This is a genomic window from Brachymonas sp. J145 (genome assembly GCF_036312245.1).
Taxonomy (GTDB): domain Bacteria; phylum Pseudomonadota; class Gammaproteobacteria; order Burkholderiales; family Burkholderiaceae_C; genus Brachymonas; species Brachymonas wangyanguii.
In genome coordinates this window covers 211,339-234,395 of record NZ_JAZDCI010000002.1, presented here as the reverse complement: position 1 = coordinate 234,395, position 23,057 = coordinate 211,339, and the positions used below count along the sequence as shown (strand labels likewise).

Below are 23,057 nucleotides of genomic sequence, written 5' to 3'. Positions count from 1 at the left end.
TCAGCCCAGCCTGAAACGGCGTGCCAGCCCGCTGGCACGCAGTACCCATTTCTCGATTTCCGCCACCACGAATACCAGCAGGCCGGCCGCCAGCACCTTGAGCCATTCGTACAGGCTCAGGCCGGCAGAGCCGAACAGCTCCTGCATCCACGGCAGGTAGGTATAGGCCAGTTGCAGCGGCACGCAGGCCAGCATGGCCGCCGGCACATACCAGTTGCCGGTCAGTCCCTCGCGCGTCAGCACCGGCTTCAGGATATGCCGGCTGTTGAGCAGGTAGAACACCTCGCAGGCGACCACGGTATTGACTGCCATGGTGCGTGCCACCTCCAGGCTGGTGCCCGAGCGCAACTCCCACAGGAACAGGCCAAGCGTGGACAGCATGAACAGCAGCGAGACCAGCAGCAGGCGCCAGATGAAGAAGCCGGACAGCAAGGCTTCATGCGCGCGGCGCGGTGGCCGCTGCATGATGCCGGGCTCGGCCGGCTCGAAGGCCAGTGCCATGCCAAGTGCACTCGAGGTCACCATATTGATCCACAGTACCTGTGCCGGTGTCAGCGGCAGGGCGAGCTGGAACAGGATGGCGGCGATGACCACCAGCGCCTCGCCACCATTGGTTGGCAGCATGAACAGGATGAATTTGCGGATGTTGTCGTAGACGGCGCGGCCTTCGCGCACGGCAGCTGCAATGGTGGCAAAGTGGTCGTCGGCCAGCACCATGTCGGAGGCGTCCTTGGCGGCTTCGGTGCCTTTCAGGCCCATGGCAACGCCGACATCGGCGCGCTTGAGTGCCGGCGCATCGTTCACACCGTCGCCAGTCATGGCCACGACTTCGCCGCAGTCCTGCAGCGCCTGCACCAGTCGCAGCTTGTGTTCCGGGCTGGCGCGCGCAAAGATATCCACTTCCTGCACCACGCGGCGCAGTTCCCGGTCGTCCAGCAGCGCGACCTCGTTGCCGGTGAGCGTGGGCTTGCCGATGCCGATTGCCAGTTGCGCGCCGATGGCGCGGGCGGTTTCGGCATGGTCGCCGGTGATCATCTTGACGCGGATGCCGGCCTGGTGGCATTGCGCCACGGCGCGGATCGCTTCCTCGCGCGGCGGATCAATGATGCCGACCAGTGCCAGCATGACGAAGTCGCCATCGGCCAGATCGGCGTGTGCCAGGCGCTCCTGTCGCGGCCGCTGGCGGCGTACGGCCAGCGCCAGCAGGCGCAGGCCGTGGGCGGCGGTATCGGTAGCCATGCGGCGCCAGTTGTCCACGTCCAGCGGCTCCAGACCGCCGTCCAGGCGCATCTGCTGGCCGCACATGTCGAGAATGCGTTCGGGCGCGCCCTTGACGAAGATCCACGGTTTGCCCTGGGCGTCCTCGTGGTAGCTGGCCATGTAGCGGTGTTCCGATTCAAAGGGGATGGCATCCATGCGCGGCCAATCAGCGCGTGCAGCCAGCTGCGTGAGGCCGGTCTTGCCGCCCAGCGCCAGCAGCGCGCCCTCGGTCGGGTCGCCGCTGACCAGCCACTGGCCATCCTCCTGGTGCAGGCTGGCATCGTTGCACAGCACGCTGGCGCGTATCGCCAGTTGCAGGGCCGGATAGTCCGCCTGCTGCACACGCTCGCGGTTCAGCAGCAGCTCGCCGACCGGGGCATAGCCGATGCCGCTGACCTCGATCACCTCGTGGTTGGCGCAGACCACGCGCTGCACCGTCATCTCGTTGCGCGTCAGGGTGCCGGTCTTGTCGGAGCAGATCACGCTGACCGCGCCCAGCGCCTCGACCGCCGGCAAGCGGCGCACGATGGCCTTGCGCCGCGCCATGCGCTGCACGCCGAGCGCCAGCGCCACGGTGATGATGGCTGGCAGGCCTTCGGGAATCGCCGAGGCGGTGAGCGCCACCACCATCATGAACATGTCGGCAGCCGGATGGCCGCGCCACAGCGTGCCCATGGCAAAGGTCAGCGCCGAAATCGACAGTACGCCGATCGCCAGTGTCTTGCCAAAGCGGTCGATCTGGCGCAGCAGCGGCGTGGTCTGGGCGGCCATGCTGCCCAGCAGCTGGTTGATGCGGCCCAGTTCGGTCTGGCCAGCGGTGGCGACCACCATGCCGGTGGCCTGGCCGTAGAGCACCAGCGTGCCGGCATAGGCCATGCAGAAGCGGTCGCCGAGTGGCGCATCGTGCGCCACCGGATCGATGCCCTTGTCGACTGGCAGCGATTCGCCGGTGAGCGCGGCTTCTTCCACGCGCAGCTCGTGCACTGACAGCAGGCGCAGGTCGGCCGGCACCCGGTCGCCGGAGGCCAGTAGCACCACATCGCCGGGTACCAGCTGGTCGGCATCGAGCTCGCGGTAGCTGCCGTCACGCAACACGATGCAGCGCGGAGACAGCATGTTGCGGATTGCGTCCAGCGCCTTTTCTGCCTTGCCTTCCTGCAGGTAGCCAATGATGGCGTTGATCAGCACGGCCCCCATCAATACGCCGGTATCGACCCAGTAGCCCAGGCTGGCGGTGATCACGGCCGATCCCATCATCACGTAGAGCAGGATGTTGTGGAACTGCAGCAGGAAGCGCTGCAGCGCACTGCGCTTTCGGGCGGCGGCAAGGCGGTTGGGGCCGTACAGCTGCAGGCGCTGATCGGCCTGCTGGCTGTCCAGACCTTGCGTGCTGCTGTCGAGCCGGGTGCCGGTCTGGTCGGTGGAAAGGGTGTGCCAGTGGGCACGGGGAGCGGGGGAGGGGGCCTGGGAGGGTGTCTCTGTCATGCCGGTGCAGGCTGCGCCGCCCGCTGGCGGGAGTCCGCAGCGGGTGGGTACAGGTAGGGGGAATGGCCCGCAGGGGGCGAGGGGATCACTGCATTCTAGCCAGACAGGCCGGCGTGTCCTGCCGGTTGGACAGCCAGATGGGGTTGGCAGGAAATATCCACGTAATCTGACTGCCGCGTGACATTTGAAGTTTTGTTGTAGAATCAAATCATGCAACAGACTGCCGCCCTGGCCATCTTCGAATCGCTCTCGTCTGCCGTGCGCCTGGATATCTACCGGCTGCTGGTCAAGCGTGGCGCAGAAGGCATGGTGGCGGGGGAAATCGCCACGGAGCTGCAGCTGCCGCCAGCCAACCTGTCCTTCCATTTCAAGGCGCTGGTGCAATCGGGCCTGCTGACGGTGGAGCAGGAAGGGCGTTTCCAGCGTTACCGTGCCCATATGCCGCTGATGCTGGACCTGATCGACTACCTTGTGAAAGAATGTTGTGACGGGCATCCGGAACAATGTGCCGGCCTGTGTGACGTGCCTGTGGGTGCGTCACCCGCCGATCAGGCGTGAGCAGCAGGGCGGCTTTTTTTGTGCTGATATTTGAATCATTCATTTAATGTCAAATTAATGACGAACCGGTGACCGTGGTGGCCAGACTGGCCTGATGTTCCCAGCAAACAGGAGGGTAGAACAATGGACAACAACCGTGTTTTCAATGTGCTGGTGCTGTGCACCGGCAACTCGGCCCGCAGCATCATGGGCGAGGCACTGTTCAACTTTATCGGCAAGGGCAAGTTCAAGGCCTACAGCGCCGGCAGCCACCCGGCTGGCCAGGTCAACCCGTTTGCGCTGGAGCTGCTGCAGGCCTCGCACCTGCCGGTAGATGGCCTGCGCAGCAAGAGCTGGGACGAGTTTGCCGGCGCAGATGCACCGAAGATGGATTTCATCATCACCGTGTGCGACCAGGCCGCGGGCGAAGTCTGCCCGTACTGGCCCGGTTCGCCGGTGAGCGCCCACTGGGGCTTTCCGGACCCGGCTGCGGTAGAGGGCAGCGAGGCCGACAAGCGCCGTGCCTTCAACAACACGCTGCATGGCCTGGCCAACCGCATCCGCGAGTTTTCCAGCCTGCCGCTGGCCTCGCTGGATGCGCTGGCGCTGAAGCACGAGCTGGACAAGATCGGCCAGCAGACGATCGACCCGACCGACCGCCGCGGCCAGGCCTGAATCCGGCCCCTGTCGCGCTGCACCACCAAGGGGGTGGGCAGCGCGATTTTTCATCACTTCACGACAGTACAGAAAGCAGCATCATGGGATTATTTGAACGTTACCTGACGGTATGGGTAGGGCTGGGCATTGCCGCCGGCGTGGCGCTGGGGCTGGCCATGCCCGGCGTGTTCGAGGCAATTGCGGCACTGGAACTGGCGCACGTGAACCTGGTGGTGGCCGTGCTGATCTGGGTGATGATCTACCCGATGATGATCCAGGTGGACTGGAGCTCGGTCAAGGACGTGGGCAAGCGGCCCAGGGGCCTGTTGCTGACGCTGGTGGTGAACTGGCTGATCAAGCCCTTCACCATGGCAGCGCTGGGCGTGCTGTTCTTCCACTACATTTTTGCGCCCTGGGTGGATCCACAGTCGGCGACCGAATACATCGCCGGCATGATCCTGCTCGGCGTGGCACCGTGTACCGCCATGGTGTTTGTCTGGAGCCAGCTGGTCAAGGGCGATGCCAGCTATACGCTGGTGCAGGTATCGGTGAACGACCTGATCATGATCGTGGCGTTTGCGCCGATTGCCGCCTTTCTGCTCGGCGTGACGAATGTGACGGTGCCGTGGGAAACACTGCTGCTGTCGACCGTGCTGTACGTGGTGCTGCCGCTGATCGCCGGCGTGCTGACGCGCCGTGCGCTGCTGCGCCGCTCGCCTGCCGCGGTGGCGGAATTCACGGCGCGGCTCAAGCCCTGGTCCATGTTCGGCCTGATTGGCACCGTGGTGCTGCTGTTCGGATTCCAGGCGCAGACGATTGTGGCCAAGCCGCTGGTGATCGTGCTGATCGCGATTCCGCTGCTGCTGCAGACCTACGGCATCTTTTTTATCAGCCTGCTGGGTGCGCGCCTGCTCAAGCTGCCGCACAACGTGGCCGGACCGGCCTGCCTGATCGGCACCTCCAACTTCTTCGAACTGGCGGTGGCTGTGGCGATTTCGCTGTTTGGTCTGCAGTCAGGTGCGGCACTGGCCACGGTGGTTGGCGTGCTCGTGGAAGTGCCGGTGATGCTGTCGCTGTGCGCCATGCTGAACCGCATGGAGCAGAAGCGGCTGGCGGCGGCTTGATGGTTTAGCCGTGACGCTGGAACACGCTGCTGCTGCCATCGCGCTGCACCAGCAGCGTGGCGTAGCGGTCGCGGCGGCCACCATAGACCGGGCCGTCCATGCCCGGGGAGCCGATCGGCATGCCGGGCACGGCCAGACCGAGCGCCTTCGGCTTGTCGCGCAGCAGGCGGCGGATCTCGTTGGCATGCACATGGCCCTCGATCACGTAGCTGCCGACCACTGCGGTGTGGCAGGAGGCGTAGCGCTGGGCCAGGCCGAGGCGGGCGCGCACCGCGTTGTTGCCGGTGTCGTAGCTGGTAACGCGGAAGCCGTTGGCTTCCATGTGTGCGATCCAGTCCTTGCAGCAGCCGCAGCTGGCGTCTTTCCAGACCGTGACCGGGGTAGCGTTGGCGGCGGGGCGCGCCCATAGCGGGCTGGCCAGGCTGGCGGCAGCGCCGGCAGACAGCAGGCGCAGGAGGTGACGACGGGAGGCTGGTGCGGTCATGGTGGTATCTTCTGGTTCGCAAGGAAGGCGCTACATTGCCATGAGTCGAATAGCCTATCAACTGCGGTATTTTGCAAATGACGGCTGCCGCAGCCACAGGCGCGCTAGGATGGCAGCACCACCGAACTGATCCGAGGAGAAAGCCATGCTGGTGTCCATCGTCACTTTCCGACTGTCCGAACCCTGGAGTGTGGAGCAGGCCGCTGCCGTGTTCCAGTCCACCGCGCCCAAGTATGTTGGCCTGGCCGGCCTGAAGCGCAAGCACTACTACGTGTCCGAGCAGGGCGATCGCGCAGGAGGCATCTATTTCTGGGACAGCCGCGCCGCGGCCGATGCCTGCTACACCGATGACTGGAAGGCGATGGTCACGGCCAAGTATGGCGCGCCGCCAGAAATCCAGTTCTACGAGGTACCGGTATCGGTCAACAACCTGACTGGGCAGATCGAGACCGACTGAGCCATTGCACGATCAGGCCGCACCCGGCTTGCGCGAGGCCTGCCACAGCCAGGCGGCGGTGATCAGCAGCAGCACGGTCGCCGAGGCATGGCCCCAGGCCAGGGCGTCCCAGCCGAGCCAGCGCTGGTCGCCAATCGCGCGTACCAGCAAGGGGCCGAGGATCTGGCCGGCGGCAAAGGCCACCGTCATGCGCGCCAGCAGCGGCGTCGGATTGTCGGGCGCGTAGGCGCGCGCCAGCTGCAGGCCGCCCATGGTGGTGAGCAGGAAGGTGCCACCCACCAGCACCGCCGATAGCGCCAGCGACCACAGCGCCGGGTTCAGCAGCGGCATCAGCGTGCCGATTGCCATGATGCCTTGTGCCACTGCCCACAGGCGATGCCGGCTCCAGTTGGACATCCACAGCGCGGCTGCCGCCACCGAGACGGCGGCAGCCGCCCCGAATAGCGGCCAGGTCAGGCCGAATACCATGGGATCGCTGATCTGCTGGCGCGCCAGGGTGGGCAGAAAGGTGGCCGGCATGATGTAGCCAAAGCCGAAAATGCCGTAGCAGACGATCAGGCCCAGCGTCCTGGGAGGCGCGTCTGGCTGCTGGCCGGCCGGCGTGCTGCTGGCAGCGGCTGTCGCAGGACCGGGTTGGGCCAGCACATGCAGCAGCAACGCTCCGATCAGCGTCACCACGCCAAACTCCAGCCACAGCGCCTGCGCGCTCTGGTGGCCGCCGATCCAGGCGACCACGCCGGCCAGTGCAATGCCCTTGCCGACGCCGACATAAATCCAGGCACCGCGGTGCGACAGGTGCCGTCGCGCCATTTCACCCAGGCACCAGCTGCTGGTGCAGACCAGCGCCCAGGCGCTGAACACGCCAGCCACGGTGCGCAGCAGCGCGCCAGACCAGGCTGGCAGGCCGTCACCGACCCAGGCTACCGCCAGCGTGGTAGCCGCCACGCCATACAGCGCCAGCCGCAGGCCGCGCAAGGGCTGCGCCGAAAACCAGGCCGCCGTCAGCGCGCCCAACAGGTAGCCGACATAGTTGAGCGTGGCCCATTCCGCTCCCTGGGCGGCAGTCAGGGTGCCGTCGCGGAGCATCAGCGGCATCAGCGGGGTAAAGGCGAATCGCCCAATGCCCATGGCCAGCGCCAGCGCCATCGCGCCGAGCACGAGAATAAGCCAATCGGGCAGGGTGGAAGCGGGCCGGGAACTGCGGGGCATGGGGTCTCCTGAAACGGAATCGCAACGATCATGCCAGACGCCAGGGCCGGTATGACAACCCTGATGATCACAGGGGTTTGACCTTGTAGTGACTTCAGGGTTCATCATGACAGACATGAAGCACGATTCCCATTCCCATGATGTTGTTGAAGACGGCCAGAGCCACGGCTGTGGCTGTTCAGCATCGGTGCCGCAAGCGCCGGTGAAGGCAGCAAGTGGCTGCTGCGGTCCGGCGGCTTCGGCTGACAAGGACAGCTGCTGCGATGCCACTCCTGAGGTGCCAGCGCAGTCCGGAAGTGACTGCTGTGGCGGCTGCATCCCGCAAGAGGCGCCTGACAGCAGCTGCGGTAGCAGCGCCTGCGCAAGCCCGATGCCGCTGGGCAGTGCAGCCAGCACCTTGCAGCTGCGCATTCCCGATATGGATTGCCCGAGCGAGGAAGCGATGATCCGCCGTGCGCTTGAGGGCATGGCGGTGGGCAGTATGCGCTTTGACCTGGGCGGGCGCACGCTGACGTTGCAGGCCGATGACAGTGCCCATGCGGCCATCGTGCAGGCGATCGAAGCCGCCGGCCTGAAGACCGAGCGCGTGGCGCAAGGCGGTCTCCTGCTGCGTGTACCGGACATGGATTGCCCGAGCGAGGAAGCGATGATCCGCCGCGCGCTCGATGGCATGGCGGTAGGCAGCCTGCGTTTTGACCTGTCGGCACGCACGGTGACGGTGCAGGCCGCAGAAAGCGCCTGGGACGGAATCGAGCAGGCGATCCAGGCGGCGGGGCTGAAGACCGAGCGTCTGAGCCAGGCTATCCCGGCTGAGCACACGCAGCAGCGCCAGCAGCGCGAGATGGTCAAGCTGGGCGCGGCGCTGGTGCTGGCCCTGGGGGCCGAGCTGATCCACTTCTTCGCGCCGGAGACGCTGACCTGGGAGATCGCCAGCATGGCCGTGGCGGCGCTGGCGATTGCGCTGTCCGGCTTTGCCGTCTACCGCAAGGGGCTGGCATCGCTGCTGCGTGGCCAGCTCAACATCACGGCGTTGATGACGGTGGCCGTGACCGGCGCCTTCCTTATCGGCCAGTGGGCGGAAGCCGCGATGGTGATGGCGCTGTATGCGATGGCCGAGCTGATCGAGGTGCGTGCGGTAGACCGGGCGCGCAACGCTATCAAGAGCCTGCTCGAATTGGCGCCCTCGGTGGCCGAGGTGCGCCAGCCGGATGGCAGCTGGCTCAGCCAGCCGGCGGCAGCGATCCGCGTGGGTGCCATCGTGCGCGTGAAGCCGGGCGAGCGGCTGGCACTGGACGGCCGCGTGCAGGCCGGCCACAGCGCCATCGACCAGGCACCGGTGACGGGCGAAAGCGTGCCGGTGGAAAAAGGCCCGGGCGACGAGGTCTTTGCCGGCACCATCAACCAGCACGGCGCGCTGGAATTCGAAGTCACCGCGCCGGCCACCGATACCGTATTGGCGCGCATCATCCACGCCGTGGAAGAGGCACAGGGTTCGCGTGCGCCAACCCAGCGCTTTGTTGATCGCTTTGCCGCGGTCTACACGCCGGCCGTGTTCATCATCGCGATCCTGGTGGCGATTCTCGGCCCCTGGCTGGGCGGCTGGAGCTGGCTGACCGGCCTGTACAAGGCGCTGGTGCTGCTGGTGATTGCCTGCCCGTGTGCGCTGGTGATTTCCACGCCGGTGACGGTGGTGAGTGGTTTGGCGGCAGCGGCAAGGCGAGGCATCCTGATCAAGGGTGGTGCCTACCTGGAAGAAGCGCGCAAGATCACGCAGATGGCGCTGGACAAGACCGGCACCATCACCGAAGGCAAGCCGCGGCTGGTGGCGCAGGAAAGCCTGCGTGCCGATATCCCAGCCGATCAGATCTGGCAACTGGCGGCTGCCATGGCGGCGCGCTCCGACCATCCGGTGTCGAAAGCCATCGTGCAGGGACTGGCCGTGTCCACCAGCTTGCCCGAGGTGGAGGCGTTTGCCGCCGAAGCCGGCCGTGGCACGCTGGGCAGCATCGCCGGACAGGCGCTGGTACTGGGCAACCGCCGCTGGATCGAGGAGCGTGGCCAGCTGACGCCGGCGCTGGCCGAACGCCTGGCCGTGCACGAGCGGCAGGGTCGCAGCATCAGCCTGCTGGCCGATGCGCAGGGCGTGCTCGGCCTGTTTGCCGTGGCCGATGCGATCAAGCCCAGCTCGCAGCAGGCGATCCGGGAACTGCGCGCCCTCGGCATCACCCCGGTGATGCTGACCGGCGACAACCCGGCCACGGCGCAGGCGATTGCCGCCGAAGCCGGCATCAGCGAGGTACAGGCCGGCCTGTTGCCGCAGCAAAAACTGGAAGCGATCCAGGCCATGGCGGCGCAGCCGCAGCAGGCGATCGGCATGGTCGGCGACGGCATCAACGATGCGCCGGCCCTGGCCGCGGCCCAGGTCGGCTTTGCCATGGGCCAGGCCGGCACCCACACCGCCACCGAAGCAGCTGATGTCGTCATCATGAACGACGACCTGCGCCGCGTCCCCGAAACCATCCGCCTGTCACGCCGCGCCCATGGCGTGCTCTGGCAGAACATCAGCCTGGCGCTGGGCATCAAGGCGGTGTTCCTGCTGCTGGCGGTGTTTGGCAACGCCAGCATGTGGATGGCGGTGTTTGCCGATGTCGGGGCGGCGCTGCTGGTGGTGTTTAACGGGTTGCGGATGTTGCGGTGGCGGCCATCTGTCTGATGAGGGGGACAAACAGAGGTTGCTGCAGCATTGGCCCTGCGGTATGATAACCTATCATTTTGATAGATAGATCACGTGCGCCAACCCAGCATTCATCAGCTTGAGAAGCACATCCGGAAGATGGCTGCTGACAGTTCCAACGTGCTGATCACCCGGCATGCCGAAGTACGCATGTGGGGGCGAAAGATCAACCGGCCCATGGTGTTTGATGTCTTGCTGAAAGGAAAGATAGCGATGCCGCCGGAGCCGGATATCCGCCATGGAGGACTGAACTGTCGCATGGGCCGCTACGTGGCTGGCATGAATGTCGCGGTGGTGGTGCATGTGGAATATCCTGAGCCTGACCTGATCGTCGTGACCGTGATTGACATTACGAAGGAGTAGCCATGCTGCAGTACAAGGACGGTGGCCTGCGCAATGTCTGGCTGGCCAATGGATACGAGGTGCGTCAGACGCGCCATGGCGAAGCCGTGTCGATTCGTGATCAGGAAGGTCTGACGCGCGCCATCTGTCTGGCCCTGACGCGCAAGACCGGCCATCTGACAGGCGTGGAGTTCCGCTATATCCGCAGTGCCGGCATGCTGGTTTCGCAGTCTGCACTGGCGACGCAACTCGGCGTAGATGTTCAGACCGTGGCGCGCTGGGAAAAGACCGGCAAGGTGCCGCGCTGGGCAGACAAGCTGATGCGCTTGCTGTACGCCGCGCATGCCGAGGGTAATGTACCGATCCGAAAGGCCATGGAACGCGCCAGCCAGGTGGAGCGGCTGATGCACCAGAAGATCGTCGTGCAGGAATCGCGTGCGGGCTGGGAGAGCACGATCGAGGACTGTGATGCGATGTGTGCGTGAACTGTAGCTGAACTGGATCCATCCAGACAATAAAAAGCCGCTTCTCCAGCAGGAAAGCGGCTTTTCACATAGGTCTAACTGGCCTCCCCGGCAGGAATCGAACCTGCATCTGAGCCTTAGGAGGGCCCCGTTCTATCCATTGAACTACGGAGAGCACCGTCCTGCAGCAGCGCTGCCGCAGGACAAAAAGCGGCCAGCCCACGTGCGCAGGCCAGCCGCTTATTGTAGCCGAGGCGCGGGAATCAGCCCTGGCGTGCCGGCAGGATGGTGGCTTCGCACTCGCCGAAGCCGATGCGGGCCGCGCCATCCTTCTGGCACCATCCGCGCAGCACGATGCTGTCGCCGTCCAGCAGCCAGGTGCGGCTTTCGCCGTTGGCCAGCGTGACCAGGTTCTTGCCGCCGGTGGTCAGCTCGATCAGCGCGCCGGCCTGGTCCAGCGTCGGACCGGACAGGGTGCCGCTGCCGAACAGGTCGCCCGGTTGCAGGTTGCAGCCGTTGACGGTGTGGTGCGTCACCATCTGCTCGATCGTCCAGTAGGCGTGGCGGTAGTTGGTGGTGATCAGCGATTCCGGCGCCTGGCCGGCATCACGCATCTGCTGCGTCTGCACCAGCACTTCCAGCTGCACATCCACTGCGCCCTGGGTCCACAGCGTCGGCGTATCCAGGTAGGGCAGCGGTTGCGGATCAGCTTCGGGACGGGTAAAGGCGGTGCGGTAGGGCGCCAGCGCTTCCATCGTCACGACCCACGGGGAGATCGTGGTGGCGAAGTTCTTCGACAGGAAGGGGCCGAGCGGCTGGTATTCCCAGGGCTGGATGTCGCGCGCCGACCAGTCGTTCAGCAGGCACAGGCCAAACACGTGCTGCGTGGCATCGGCCATGGCGATCGGTTCGCCCTGGGCGTTGCCGCAGCCGATGAAGATGCCCAGTTCCAGCTCGATGTCCAGGCGCTGGCTGGCACCGAAGTTGGGCGTGCTGCTGCCCTCGGACGGGCGCGTCTGGCCTTGTGGACGGCGGAAATCGGTGCCGGAGACGTTCACGCTGGAAGCGCGGCCGTGGTAGCCGATCGGGATCCACTTGTAGTTGGGCAGCAGCGGGTTGTCCGGGCGGAACTGCGCGCCGATATTGGTGGCGTGGTAGACCGAGGTATAGAAGTCGGTGTAGTCGCCGATGCGCGCCGGCACGCTGTATTCGGCGTCCTGTTGCGGCACCAGGCAGGCCTGCAGCGCAGACTGCTGCTCGGAGCCTTCGCGCAGGCCGCGCGACAGCGCCAGGCGCAGCGCCGACCAGGCCGGTTGGCCCAAGCCCATCAGCGTGTTCAGGCGCTCTTCGGCACCGGCCTGGGCGGCTTCGGCGGCGGCGTCGCTGAAAATGCCGGCTTGCGCGACCGCAGCCAGGTCGACGATCTGGTCGCCGATGGCGACACCGCCGCGGAAGGCTTCGGCGCTGCCCTTGCGTCGGAAGGCGGCAAACGGCAGGTTCTGGATGGTGAAATCGGCGCCGGCATCGTTGGCGCTGGCGACCCAGCTGCGCAGCGCCGGATCATGGGTTTCGTTCAGGGTGTACATGGTGGTTCCTTGTGAGACGTACAGCATGCCACTGGGCGGATCGCGCCGGGCGACCCGCTCAAGCGGGAATCCGGCAGGACTTACAGGTCCTGCAGGGCGGAGGCGATATGGCGGCCGAACAGTTCCGGATCCGCCAGCGCGTTGGCGTTCAGCAGTGCCAGCTTGACCAGGAACAGCTCGGTCTTGTCTTCGCCGGCCTGGTCGATGGCCTGGGCCAGTTGATCGTAGACGGTCTCCAGACCGCCGATGGTGAGGGCTTGTTGTTGCGTTGTCATGGAAATCTCTCCTTACTGGGGCAGGGCGGTATCGAGGGCGGCTTGCAGACGGACGGCGTCCAGCGTGACCCAGCGCGCGCACACGTGCTGGTCCGGGCGCAGCAGGTAAGCGCCACCATCGGCGCGCACGCCGTAGCGCTGGCGGAAGTGGCCATCGGCATCGGCCAATGTCAGGTCGGCACCGGCGACCGGCTCGGCAGCGCCGACGGCGATCACGCGCAGCTGGGCACCGCGGGCGCGGAAAGCGGCCACGACCTGCTGCAGCGATTCCGGAATCGCGCTGGCGGTGGTGAAGTAGATCAGGTCAAAGCCGCCGCCCAGATGGTCGAGCAGGAAGTCGTTCGGTGCCAGACGGATGTTGGTCGGCGGCGCGCCATGTGCCGGGCCGGCCTTGAACAGTGCGTTGTCATCGCCCACGCTGTTGAGCATGGAGTGCGTGTACTCGTGCGGGCGAGAGGTACGCCAGTGGTACAGCGGACGCACGAAATCGACTGTCAGCGACATCGACAGCACGGCGTCACGCAGCAGGCGGAAGCCACGGCTGGGCGGCGTCATGAAGCGCGTGCTCTTGCCGGCTTCGTCGATGATCTCGCGCGCGGCACCGACGCGCTCGGCGCTGTAGTTGGCCAGCAGCTGCTGGCTGGACAGGCCCTTGACCACGTGGGCCAGGTGCCAGCCCAGCGATTGCGCATCCTGGAAACCGGTATTGGCACCGCGCACGCCGAAGATCGGCAGCAGGTGGGCAGCATCGCCGGTGAAGATGACGTTGCCGTGCACATAGTCGGCCAGCGTCAGCGTGCGTGCGGAGTAGACCGAGCACCAGTCCATGTCCCACGGCACGCCGGCATGGCCGATCATGGCCAGCTGGGCGTTGATGCGCTCGGTCAGGGAATCGACATGCAGTGCCTGCTCGGGCGTTTCGCCTGGCGGCAGCTGGTAGTCCAGGCGCCAGATGCCGTGCGGTTCGCGGTGCATCAGGATCGTGTTGCCCGGGTTCCATTCGGGGTCGAAGAAGGCCAGGCGCTCGGTCGGCAGCGGCAGGTCGATCTTGATGTCGGCGATGACGAAGAAGCCCTCGTAGGAGGAGCCTTCCATCCACAGGCCCATGTTGTCACGGATGCTGGAACGGCCGCCAGTGGCATCGACCAGCCAGTCGGCTTCGAGCTGGTACTCGCCTTCGGGCGTGTCGATGGTGATGTCGACGTAGCCGTCCTGTTGCGCCACGGCCGCGACCTTGTTGCCCCAGCGGAAATCGATCAGCGGATTCGCCTTGCAGGCATCGTGCAGATACTCTTCCATGTACTGCTGCTGCACGTTGATCATCGGGTAGAAACGGTCGTCCGGATCTTGAACGCTTTCCATGCGGAACACGCGCTGGCCACGGTAGTAGGAGTTGCCGTACAGCCAAGGCAGGCCGCCTTCGGTCATGCGGTCAGCCACGCCAACCTGCTGCAGGATTTCCATCGAGCGGCGCGTGAACACGATGGCGCGGCTGCCCTGCGAGAACTGTAACTCGGAAGTGACGACCACCGAGGGCACGCCGTGACGCGCCAGTTCCAGCGCCGTCACCATGCCGGCCGGGCCGGAGCCGGCGATCACGACCGGCTTGCGCTCCTGCTTCGGGTGCTGGCTGGCGAGCCAGGGCTGGAACACCTCGTAGGTGTAATAGATGGAAGGGCGGGCTTCCGTGGTGGGGGTATGCATGGTGTGTCTCCTGCAATAGAAATGGGTGTGCGGAAATTCGGGGGTAGCGCGGTGCTCGCGGCTGCCGCGCCATGGCTCTGGTCAGAGTTCGGCCTTGCTCTTGATCATCTTGGGGATGGGCAGGAACAGCACGGTAATGGCACCCAGCACCAGCATCACGGCAGACACGATCAGGCCGGAGGTAAAGGTGTTGGTCAGGTCGTTCAGCCAGCCCACCATCAGCGGGTTGGTGGCGGAACCGATATTGCCGATGGCGTTGATCACGGCAATGCCCAGGGCACGTGCCTCGAAGCTCAGCGAAGCGTCAGGCGTGGTCCAGAAGATGGACATGGCGGTGTAGGCGCCGGCGGAGGCCATGCAGACGCCGGCCAGTTTCAGCACGGCGCCGTCGCCATAAGCGGTCAGCAGCCAGCCGGCAGCGGCGAACAGCATTGGGATGATCAGGTGCCAGCGGCGCTCCTGGGTGCGGTCGGAGCGGCGGCCCCAGAACAGCATGGCGATGATGGTGCAGACCGGCGGAATTGCGGCGAGCAGGCCGATGGTGGTGTTGCTGGCGTTGGCGTTGAAGCTCTTCACGATCAGCGGCGTCCACACGGCGACCATGGCCAGGCTGTTCACCAGGAAGAAGTAGGCGGCGCAGAACTTCAGCACGGTGCCGGAGCTCAGCTCCTTCAGCAGGCTGGTCTGCTTGGCGCTGGCCGGCTGGGCCGCCAGGGCCTGGGCGCGCTCGTTGGCCAGGGTGTGGTCCAGCGTCTGCTTTTCCTGGGCAGTCAGCCAGGGTGCCTGCTCAGGGCGATCCTGCAGGTAGTAATAGACGGCGATGCCCAGGAACACGCAAGGCATGCCTTCCAGCAAGAACAGCCACTGCCAGCCCTTCAGGCCCCAGATGCCGTCCATGCCCAGGATCAGGCCGGAGATGGCGGAACCGACACCGGCGGTCACCGGCATGGCGATCATGAACAGCGCGTTGGCGCGGGCGCGGTAGGCGGCCGGGAACCAGTAGGTCATGAACAGCAGCATGCCCGGCAGAAAGCCGGCTTCGGTGATGCCGACCAGGATGCGCAGCCAGTACAGCGAAGTGGCATCGGTGGCAAACATGGTTGCGGTGGAGGCCAGGCCCCAGGCAATCATGATGCTGCCGATCCAGCGGCGTGCGCCCCAGCGTGCAATCGCCAGGTTGCTCGGCACACCACAGGCGATGTAGGCGATGTAGAACAGGAAGGTGGCCATGCCGAACTGGGTGTTGGTCAGGCCCAGGTCGCTCTTCATGGTCAGACCGGCAAAGCCGATGTTGATGCGGTCCAGGAAGGAAAATACGAACAGGATGAACAGGAACCACAGCAGATGCCTGGCCACTTTCTGGGTGACCTGCTGCGAGGCGACGGGATCTACCGGGTGCAGCACGAGGTTGATCTGTGGGATGGAGGAAGCGCTCATATTGTTGTCTCTTGTGCACCCGCACGGGTGCGGCGCGGATCGGGAATATCCGGCAGCAACAACAGCCACTGCCAGACAGGAATCGCCAGCAATGTTTGATCTGAGTCAAGTAAATAGTTGCCAACGCAACGAATGGTAATGCCTGCATGGCCGGCGTGCACTAGGGGAAATTCTAGTTGCGTACGCAACTTAATAGTGTTAAACCCTCAGATACAATGAGACAGGAAGGCTGCGTGATCACGGAGCCCGTTTCCCTGGGCCTTTTGCCGTGAAGTACCCACTCGATCGCTCCTATACCCACCGGCTGCATACCCTGTCCAAGCTGACCGATCGGGCCACGCAGCAGGCCTATCTCGATGGCACCGGATTGCCCCCGGGAGAAGGGCGCTGCCTGGCTGCGATTGGTTCCTTCAGCCCGTTGTCACTCAATGAAGTGGCGCACATGGCCAATGTCAACAAGGGCCAGGCCAGCCGCGCGGTGCAATCGCTGGTGGATCAGGGCCTGGTCAACAAGGTGGTGAATGCCAGCGATGCGCGTGGCGTGGACCTGACACTGACCAAACAGGGCGAGACGATCTGGGACAACCTGATGCACGTGATTGACGAGCGCAACCAGCAGATCGTGGATTGCCTGGATGCCGAACAGCAGGCACAGTTTGACGCTTTGCTGGACCTGCTGGTGCAGCACGCGCGCGACAGCGACAGCCGCGACTGAGGCGGTCGCAGCGCTGATGGGCGGCCGGCGCGCAGCCGCTCAATCAAAACTCATCGTATAGATCAGGTCGATCGCGCTTTCGGCGCCGGTTTCGCCGCGCAGCTTCAGGCGACGGTTGATGTCGTAGAAGAAGTACAGCGTGCCCATGGCCGAGTTGATGCCGTGCTCGTAGGCGACATAGAAGTTGCGCGAGAAGCGCTTGCCCAGCATCACGCTGGAGTTCTCCAGGCCGTCGCCAGCAAAGGACAGCGAATCCAGGCCCAGCGCATCGGCAAGCTGGCCGGTGATGCCGGGGCCGCTGCCAGCCAGCAGCGCCATCGCGGCCTGCTGCAGCAGGGCGGTGTCGGAGGCGCTGGCCGCACTGCGCCCCAGCACCAGCCAGGAGAGCTTTTCCGAATCGGGCATGGCTGGGTCGGAGAACAGCTGCACCAGCGGGCGCTGCGCCGTGCCACGGATATGCACGCCCACGCGCAGGTCACCCAGGTTCGGGCGGATCGCCATGATGTCGAGCAGTGGGTTGTCGGCGCGGCCGGTAAAGCGCATGGTGCCGCGTTCGATGTCCAGCTCCTGGCCGTAGGCACGGTAGGTGCCGCGATCGGTGCGGATGGTGCCGACCAGCAGTGGCAGCGATTGCAGCGTCGGGCCGTTCTGCACCTCCAGCTCGCCGCGCAGGCGCGTGTTCAGGCCAAAGCCGCGCACGCGCAGATCATCACCCATGCTGACCTTGATCTGGATGTCGGGGGTAATGCTGCTGTTGGTGCGCGCCGTGGCCGCCTTGACCTTGGGGTCATTGGCGATCGCCTGCGCTTCGGCGTTCGGCTTGCGCATCGCCAGCGTGGCCTTGGGGTGCTTCTTGCTCGGCAGCACGACCACGTCACTGTCCAGCTGCGGCGTGCTGTCACTCGGAATCTCGATCAGGGCACGATCCACTTTCAGCTCGCCGCGGGCGGTCAGGCGCATGTCGGCCAGCGTGGTGGTGACCATGCCGGACAGCGTGATCTGGCGCTCCGGCATGGAGGACAGTTGCAGGCCCTGCAGCTCGGTGCGCAGCGACATGCGCACCGCCTGCAGCAGCGGACGGCCGCTGCTGGCACCGCTCCAGTCCACCGTGCCGGTGACGCGGGCGCTGCCGCCCGGCTGGCGGTTCACGGTCGGGCCTTGCAGCGTCAGCTCCTCGATCACCATGCGCTCACCGGCTAGCCGCAGCTGCATGCGGCCATGGTCAAACTCGATGCCGTCCACCACCGAGCGCACGCCAAGCTCACGCGCGGCGATCGTGCCGTTGATCAGCGGGCGGCGCAGATTGCCGCCCACCGCCAGATCGGCCTGCAGCGTGCCGCGTATGCGCCAGCCCGGCGGCGCAAACATGCTCCACACGCCCACGCGCGGCATGTCGGCGCGCAGCGTGCCCTGGATCGGGGCCGCCGGCGACAGCGTCCAGCCGCCACCGCTGCGGCTCAGGCGCGTGCTGATCTGTGCGTTGGCGCTGCCGGCCTGGCTGCTGTCCCACAACAGGCGGGTTTGCAGATGGCCGCCGCTGCCTTCGATCTCGAGTCGCGCATCGCGCACGCCGGTGCGCAGCGTGCGGCCATCGACCAGCATCTCCAGGTCGCCGCGGCTGCGTGCCAGCGTGGCACGCACGCGCATGGCGTTGCCCAGCTCCACATCCCAGTTGCCGGCCATGGCCATGTCGCCGCTGAAACCGGCTCCGCTGATAGAGCTGCTGGCGAGCGCATCAAGCCAGCTCAGCGGGATGTCGCTCAGGCGGCCCTTGCTGTATAGGGTGTAGCCGCCGGCGCGCTGCACGAAGCGGATCGGTTCCGCCAGGATCTGCGCCTGGCCCGCGACCGAGGCACCGCTCAGGTTGATGGTGATGGCACTGGTCTGTACTTGCAGCGTACCGTTGCCCTGGGTGATCTGGATCTGTGTCGGGCTGGCCAGTTGCGCCTGCCATTGCTTGTTCTGCAGCTGGTCAGTCACGTTCAGCTCGGTCGCCTGCAGGCGTGCCTGCCAGCCCTGCGCCTGCTTGCCGGCGGTGCCGCTCAGGGCCAGTTGCATGCGGCGCATCTGCTGCTCGATGCGGGTGCGGCCGCTGACCTGGGCCTGCGCCAGCGTGCCCTGCACGGTCAGGCGCGTGCCCAGGATGTGCATCTGCTGTGCCGCCGTCTGGCCGCTGGAGCGCAGCGTGATCGACGGGGCTTCCAGCGTGCCGTCCAGGCGCATGTTGCGGCCCTGGTTGCCCCAGCCGCCGTTCCAGCGTGCGTCCAGCGTGGCCGCGCCGCCGATCGCCTGGCCGGCGCCCAGCGAGCCCATGCCGGGCAGCTGGCGTAGCCAGGCCAGCGTTTGGTCCAGCCGCTGTACGCGTGCCTGGACCGTGCCCTGGCCGCTGGCCTCGGACAGCGTGCCCTGCAGCTGGGCGCTGCCACCGGGCAGGCGCAGTGCGAGCTGGCCGCTGGCGGCCTGCGTGTCCACGGCATAACGCGCCGATCCCTGCAGCGCCGCATCCAGCGTGCGCAGCTGGATCACCGGCAGCTCCACGGTCCGGTCCTTCCACTGGCCCTGCACATCCAGCAGGTCCAGCGCCAGGCCCTGGCCGCGTGCCATGGCGCGGCTGCCACCAGCGGAGCGCAGCTGCGCCGAGAAGCGGATCGGTGCCTGGACGATGGCCTGGCCGGGCTGCAATTCGGAGCGCGCCGTGATCGTGCCGCTGAGCGGCGCGGCGGCAAAACGTGTATCGATCAGGCCCGGGTTCAGGTGGCGGATCTCGAAATCGCCGAGCCAGCCGGTATCGGGCAGGTAGCGGCCTTGCCCCTGCAGTGTGCCGCCGCCTTGGCCCTGGTCCAGCAGCAGCTGCGTGATGTCGAGTGCGCCATGGTCGTAGCGCAGCTCGGCCTGCAGGCGGGCCAGCGGCAGCAACCCCTTGTCGAGTCGGCCGCTGTCATCGTTGCGAATATCGGTGCGCGCCAGCCAGCGCGTGTTGCCGAGGAAACCGAGCATGCCGGGCGCCTCGTTCGTCGTGACGGTGGCCGAAGCCGCGGTGGCCGGTGCACTGGCCACGCGTGCGGTGGAAGCTGCGCCATCGGGCTGGGACGCATCGGGCTCCAGGCTCAGCGAACCCTGCAGCCGGCTGCGCGGCAGCGAGGGCAGGAAGGCCTGCAGGTCCAGCTGCTGCCAGCTGGCCTGGGCGCGCGCCAATGGCTGCGTGCGCCAGGGGTGCACATCGGCCTGCAGCTGCAGGCGCGTGCCCTGGGCCACATCCTGCACCTGGGTGGAGGAGGGCGCTTGTGGCTGGCGCGGCTGCGGCGCGCTGCTGGCGCTGACGTCCGGCTCTACCGCCAATGGCGCCAGTTTGGCTTCCACGTGCAGCAAGGCGTCAAAGCCGGATAGCGTGCCGTGTGCGCTGGCTTCGGCCTGCAGGCGCTGTGCCGGCATGTTCTGGCTGGCCGGCAGTTCCAGCGTGCCGTGCAGCTGCAGCTGGCTGTTCATTGGGGCGCGGCCCTCGATGCGTGCCGTGCCCTGGTAGCGGCCATTGGCCACCTGGATCGAATCCAGCTTCAGATCATGCACTGCCGTGACGCGGTCATAGCGGTACAGGCCGCGCAGGTTGGTGATGACCGTGTCATTCGTCGGTGCGGTGACCAGGTCGCCATCCAGCACGATCTCGTCGCCACGCGCGGCAGAGGCCGCCACTTCCGCCGCCGATGCCGCCAGCTCGGCCACGGCGGCGGCCGGGTCGCTGGCCGATCCGGCGGGCTTTTGCATGCGCTGCTGGCGGGACTCGCGCTGCTGTTGCTGCTGTTCCACCTTGGCCGCCGATGCGGCAGCGGCGGCTTCATCGGGCGACTGGTAGCGGATGTCTTCCTGCTCCTTTGGCTTGCCGACAATGCGCAGGGTATCGACGACAAACGGCAGCTCCACGTTCACCGGCAGCGTGAAGTCCTGCAGCGGCGGTTCGGGTTCGGTGGGCGGGATCTTCTCGCGCGTGTCCTGCAGCGTGGCGGTGTGCACATGCACCAGGCTGAAGCGGGTGGCGCGGTCCCACAGCGTCGCCAGGTCCCACTCCACATCGACCGTGTCCAGCGTTACCACCATTTCGCCACCGGTATGGCCGGTGGCTTCCACACCCTGACTGGTCCAGATCAGGCGTTCCACATGGCCGCCGCGGCGCACCGATCCGCTCACGCCTTCGGCTTCCAGCGTCATGTGCTCGGGCAGGTAGCCGCGGATGATGCGGATCACGGTGGCCAGCGACTGGTCGTTGGCACTCCAGTGCCAGAGTGCGGTACCGCCAATCAGCAGCGCGATGATCAGTGCCAGCAGGCCCCAGGCGCTCCAGCGTGCGCCACGGCGGGCCGCGTGGCCCAGGCGCTGGCGCCGCGTCAGCGTGACCGCCGCCGGGGTGGCCGGGGTGTCAGGCGCGCTGCTGTCGGGGCGGGAAGGATCTGCCGCTGTCATCAGAAGTTGAATCCCAGGTTCAGGTGCAGACGGAACTGCTTGGCGTCCACGCCATAGGCCAGCGCAGCCTGTACCGGGCCGACCGGGCTGTTCCACAGCATGCCGGCACCGACGCCCACCTTCACCTTGCTCAGCTCGCTGGCCTTGTTGGCCACGGTGCCGGCATCGACGAAGGTGACGATGTCGAAATCGGTCGGCTCTCCATCCCGCAGCCAGGGACGGCGGTATTCCAGGCTGCCGGCGAGCAGGAAGCGGCCGGGATCGGTATAGCCTTCGTCATTGGTAATGCCCAGCTCCTGGTAGCCGTAGCCACGCACGGTGGCGTTGCCGCCAGCCAGGAACATCAGGTTGTGCGGAATTACCAGGCCATCGCGCGCGAACACGCCGCCGGCATCGAGCCGCACGACCAGCTCGCCATTGCGGCGGCGTGCGTAGGTCTCGGCCGTGGGAGCCACCACCAGCGGCGCATCGGCAATCGCGGGGGCATCACCGACGGCAGCGGCCTTGATCTGGCTGCCACTCGGCAGCGCTTCGCTGAAGGCCTGGCCGATCGGCCGGTCCAGCGACAGAAAGCCCAGGTAGCGTCCCACCAGACGGCCAAACGGTTCCTGCGTCGGCTGCACCGTCATGCCGGCGCCGGCTTCCAGGCCGATGCCGAAACCGCCGGTCGGCCGCGTGGTGCTGTTGAAGCGGCGGTAGGTCCAGGTGTAATGGCCGCTGAGGGCCTGGGCGCTGACCGGATCGCCGGTTTCATAGGTGGTCTTGCTGTGGTCGTACTGCAGGTAGTAGGAGCGGTCGATGCTGCGGCCGGCCTTGGCGCGGCCAAACTTGAGCTGCTCGGTGCGCTGGATGCGGTCATCCAGATCCTCGCGCACCACGTTGACGCCACCGGTCCAGCGCCACAGCTTCTCGTCCGGAATCGACATCAGGTTGCTGCTGAAGGCCTGCAGCTTCTGGTCCAGCTGCAGCCGGCTGACGCTGCGCAGCCCCAGCAGCGGATCCTTGTTGTGGGTGAAATCGACCGAGGTGCGCGGCCCGCGGTCGGTGCTGAAGCCGACGCCCAGCACCAGCTTCTTCAGCCGCGCCTCGCGCACGCTGACGTTCACCGGAGCGTTGTCGGGATCGCTTTCCGGGCGCGTGTCCAGCGTGACGATGGCGCTGTCGTAGTAGCCGCTGTCCAGCAGCCGTTCCTGCGCCTCCAGCAGGTCCTGCTGGCGGTAGTCCTCGCCGGTACGCACCTGCGCCAGCCGCTCGATGATGACCGGGTCGTAGCGCTGCGTGCCCTCGATGGTGAGCGGCCCGTAACGGTACAAGGGGCCGGATACGTACAGCGCCTGCAGTTTTGCCGTGCTGTGGTCCGGATCGATCTCGGCGCGGCTGCTGTCCAGCCTCGCCGTCGGGAAGCGTTCCGCCTGCAGGCCACGCAGGGTCTGGCTCTTGGACTTGCTCCAGGCGTCCTGGGTAAAGCCTTCGCCTTCCTGCAGTGTCCACAGGTCGCGCGCCTGCGCCAGCTGCGATTGCGCCGGTGCGTAGTCGGTGACCGGGCCGCTGAACTGCAGATCGACGCTGCTGACCTGGGCCTGCTGGCCGGGATCAATCGTGATGACGACCTGCGGCAGCGCGGAACCATCGGCCGGTGCTTCTTCCAGCTGCTGCGTGATGACGGGCGTGAACAGTCCACGCGTGCCAAGCAGCTGGCGGATCTGCGTTTCGGACAAGGCCAGCAGGTCGCGCAGTTCCGGCAAGCTGATGTCGCTGACCTTCTGGTAGCGCTTCAGCTCCAGGTAGCGCTCGACGAACTTGGCGATGTCATCCGGTGCCTCAATGCGGATATCGAAGGACTTGCCCTCGGTGATCGGGGCAAAGCGGTCATCGGCGGCCTCGGCGTCGGCTGGCGGGTCTGTCGCGTCCGTCTCCGCGGGGCTGGCGTCATCGGTGGCCGGTGCGCTGTTGCCAGGCGTCTGCGGTACCGGCTGGCTGCTGGCGGTATCCAGCGCCTGCCAGCCCGGTGCCAGATCGGCCGCGCCGGGCGATCCGGCCGGCGACGCCGCCCAGACGCTGCTGGCGCACAGGATCAGACAGGCCGCCACGACAGGGTGGCTGGGGCCGGACAACAGGGAGAAGGGCAGGAG

Annotated in this window: 17 protein-coding genes and 1 tRNA gene; 8 read left to right on the top strand and 10 right to left on the bottom strand. The window is 66.2% G+C overall.

What is annotated here, in order from left to right:
* Entirely contained in the window at positions 1 to 2,745 is a 2,745-nt protein-coding gene (locus V1261_RS03415) for a cation-transporting P-type ATPase (protein ID WP_329770037.1), read from the bottom strand.
* A 210-nt stretch (positions 2,746 to 2,955) separates the two neighbouring features.
* Between V1261_RS03415 and V1261_RS03410 the strand changes: the two genes are divergently transcribed.
* The 3 genes from V1261_RS03410 (at position 2,956) to arsB (ending at position 5,063) form a co-directional block, all read left to right on the top strand.
* A complete protein-coding gene (locus tag V1261_RS03410; protein WP_329770036.1) occupies positions 2,956 to 3,303 on the top strand; it encodes an ArsR/SmtB family transcription factor in 348 nt (115 codons plus the stop codon).
* Between the two features lie 123 nt (positions 3,304 to 3,426).
* Positions 3,427 to 3,957: an arsenate reductase ArsC gene (locus V1261_RS03405; protein ID WP_329770035.1), complete on the top strand. Its 531-nt coding sequence runs from the start codon at positions 3,427 to 3,429 to the stop codon at positions 3,955 to 3,957.
* 83 nt (positions 3,958 to 4,040) lie between these two features.
* Positions 4,041 to 5,063, top strand: coding sequence for an ACR3 family arsenite efflux transporter (gene arsB / locus V1261_RS03400; protein WP_329770034.1), 1,023 nt, complete (start codon positions 4,041 to 4,043; stop codon positions 5,061 to 5,063).
* Between the two features lie 4 nt (positions 5,064 to 5,067).
* Here the strand turns inward: arsB and V1261_RS03395 are convergent, their stop codons facing one another.
* Positions 5,068 to 5,547 (bottom strand): DUF411 domain-containing protein, encoded by a 480-nt coding sequence (locus V1261_RS03395; RefSeq protein ID WP_329770033.1) that lies wholly within the window; start codon positions 5,545 to 5,547, stop codon positions 5,068 to 5,070.
* Between the two features lie 145 nt (positions 5,548 to 5,692).
* Between V1261_RS03395 and V1261_RS03390 the strand changes: the two genes are divergently transcribed.
* A complete protein-coding gene (locus V1261_RS03390) occupies positions 5,693 to 6,004 on the top strand; it encodes a monooxygenase (protein ID WP_329770032.1) in 312 nt (103 codons plus the stop codon).
* A gap of 12 nt (positions 6,005 to 6,016) precedes the next feature.
* Here V1261_RS03390 and V1261_RS03385 read toward each other — a convergent pair whose 3' ends face one another.
* Complete coding sequence (locus V1261_RS03385; RefSeq protein WP_329770031.1) at positions 6,017 to 7,213, bottom strand: YbfB/YjiJ family MFS transporter; 1,197 nt, start codon at positions 7,211 to 7,213, stop codon at positions 6,017 to 6,019.
* Positions 7,214 to 7,583: 370 nt separating this feature from the next.
* On the opposite strand from V1261_RS03385, the gene V1261_RS03380 reads away from it, so the two are divergent.
* From V1261_RS03380 to V1261_RS03370, 3 genes are all read left to right on the top strand, one after another.
* Entirely contained in the window at positions 7,584 to 9,926 is a 2,343-nt protein-coding gene (locus V1261_RS03380; protein ID WP_329770030.1) for a heavy metal translocating P-type ATPase, read from the top strand.
* Positions 9,927 to 10,001: 75 nt separating this feature from the next.
* Entirely contained in the window at positions 10,002 to 10,310 is a 309-nt protein-coding gene (locus V1261_RS03375) for a DUF4258 domain-containing protein (RefSeq protein WP_329770029.1), read from the top strand.
* Positions 10,311 to 10,312: 2 nt separating this feature from the next.
* Positions 10,313 to 10,774, top strand: a complete 462-nt coding sequence (locus V1261_RS03370; protein WP_329770028.1) for a hypothetical protein — start codon at positions 10,313 to 10,315, stop codon at positions 10,772 to 10,774.
* 79 nt (positions 10,775 to 10,853) lie between these two features.
* Here V1261_RS03370 and V1261_RS03365 read toward each other — a convergent pair.
* The 5 genes from V1261_RS03365 to V1261_RS03345 form a co-directional block, all read right to left on the bottom strand.
* Positions 10,854 to 10,928: transfer RNA gene (locus tag V1261_RS03365), tRNA-Arg, on the bottom strand.
* Between the two features lie 88 nt (positions 10,929 to 11,016).
* Positions 11,017 to 12,339: a fumarylacetoacetase gene (fahA, locus tag V1261_RS03360; protein ID WP_329770027.1), complete on the bottom strand. Its 1,323-nt coding sequence runs from the start codon at positions 12,337 to 12,339 to the stop codon at positions 11,017 to 11,019.
* Positions 12,340 to 12,419: 80 nt separating this feature from the next.
* Complete coding sequence (locus V1261_RS03355) at positions 12,420 to 12,614, bottom strand: DUF2783 domain-containing protein (RefSeq protein ID WP_329770026.1); 195 nt, start codon at positions 12,612 to 12,614, stop codon at positions 12,420 to 12,422.
* A gap of 12 nt (positions 12,615 to 12,626) precedes the next feature.
* Positions 12,627 to 14,318: an FAD-dependent monooxygenase gene (locus V1261_RS03350; RefSeq protein WP_329770024.1), complete on the bottom strand. Its 1,692-nt coding sequence runs from the start codon at positions 14,316 to 14,318 to the stop codon at positions 12,627 to 12,629.
* An 81-nt stretch (positions 14,319 to 14,399) separates the two neighbouring features.
* The gene (locus V1261_RS03345; protein WP_329770023.1) at positions 14,400 to 15,755 is read right to left on the bottom strand and encodes an MFS transporter; all 1,356 of its coding nucleotides are present in this window, start codon (positions 15,753 to 15,755) and stop codon (positions 14,400 to 14,402) included.
* Between the two features lie 268 nt (positions 15,756 to 16,023).
* Here V1261_RS03345 and V1261_RS03340 point away from each other — a divergent pair, with 268 nt between their 5' ends.
* Positions 16,024 to 16,470 carry a MarR family winged helix-turn-helix transcriptional regulator gene (locus V1261_RS03340; protein ID WP_329770022.1) on the top strand — a complete coding sequence of 149 codons (447 nt, stop codon included), beginning with the start codon at positions 16,024 to 16,026 and terminating at the stop codon, positions 16,468 to 16,470.
* A 39-nt stretch (positions 16,471 to 16,509) separates the two neighbouring features.
* Here V1261_RS03340 and V1261_RS03335 read toward each other — a convergent pair whose 3' ends face one another.
* Positions 16,510 to 20,925 (bottom strand): translocation/assembly module TamB domain-containing protein, encoded by a 4,416-nt coding sequence (locus V1261_RS03335; RefSeq protein ID WP_329770021.1) that lies wholly within the window; start codon positions 20,923 to 20,925, stop codon positions 16,510 to 16,512.
* Positions 20,925 to 23,015 carry an autotransporter assembly complex protein TamA gene (locus V1261_RS03330; protein WP_329770020.1) on the bottom strand — a complete coding sequence of 697 codons (2,091 nt, stop codon included), beginning with the start codon at positions 23,013 to 23,015 and terminating at the stop codon, positions 20,925 to 20,927. The genes V1261_RS03335 and V1261_RS03330 overlap by 1 nt, the downstream gene beginning before the upstream one ends.
* Positions 23,016 to 23,057: the final 42 nt, after the last annotated feature.

Bases quoted from the DNA above. Each gene is read 5' to 3' on its own strand.
- V1261_RS03415 (WP_329770037.1), bottom strand. From the start codon at position 2,745: ATGACAGAGACACCCTCCCAGGCCCCCTCCCCCGCTCCCCGTGCCCAC.
- V1261_RS03410 (WP_329770036.1), top strand. From the start codon at position 2,956: ATGCAACAGACTGCCGCCCTGGCCATCTTCGAATCGCTCTCGTCTGCC.
- V1261_RS03405 (WP_329770035.1), top strand. From the start codon at position 3,427: ATGGACAACAACCGTGTTTTCAATGTGCTGGTGCTGTGCACCGGCAAC.
- arsB (WP_329770034.1), top strand. From the start codon at position 4,041: ATGGGATTATTTGAACGTTACCTGACGGTATGGGTAGGGCTGGGCATT.
- V1261_RS03395 (WP_329770033.1), bottom strand. From the start codon at position 5,547: ATGACCGCACCAGCCTCCCGTCGTCACCTCCTGCGCCTGCTGTCTGCC.
- V1261_RS03390 (WP_329770032.1), top strand. From the start codon at position 5,693: ATGCTGGTGTCCATCGTCACTTTCCGACTGTCCGAACCCTGGAGTGTG.
- V1261_RS03385 (WP_329770031.1), bottom strand. From the start codon at position 7,213: ATGCCCCGCAGTTCCCGGCCCGCTTCCACCCTGCCCGATTGGCTTATT.
- V1261_RS03380 (WP_329770030.1), top strand. From the start codon at position 7,584: ATGCCGCTGGGCAGTGCAGCCAGCACCTTGCAGCTGCGCATTCCCGAT.
- V1261_RS03370 (WP_329770028.1), top strand. From the start codon at position 10,313: ATGCTGCAGTACAAGGACGGTGGCCTGCGCAATGTCTGGCTGGCCAAT.
- fahA (WP_329770027.1), bottom strand. From the start codon at position 12,339: ATGTACACCCTGAACGAAACCCATGATCCGGCGCTGCGCAGCTGGGTC.
- V1261_RS03355 (WP_329770026.1), bottom strand. From the start codon at position 12,614: ATGACAACGCAACAACAAGCCCTCACCATCGGCGGTCTGGAGACCGTC.
- V1261_RS03350 (WP_329770024.1), bottom strand. From the start codon at position 14,318: ATGCATACCCCCACCACGGAAGCCCGCCCTTCCATCTATTACACCTAC.
- V1261_RS03345 (WP_329770023.1), bottom strand. From the start codon at position 15,755: ATGAGCGCTTCCTCCATCCCACAGATCAACCTCGTGCTGCACCCGGTA.
- V1261_RS03335 (WP_329770021.1), bottom strand. From the start codon at position 20,925: ATGACAGCGGCAGATCCTTCCCGCCCCGACAGCAGCGCGCCTGACACC.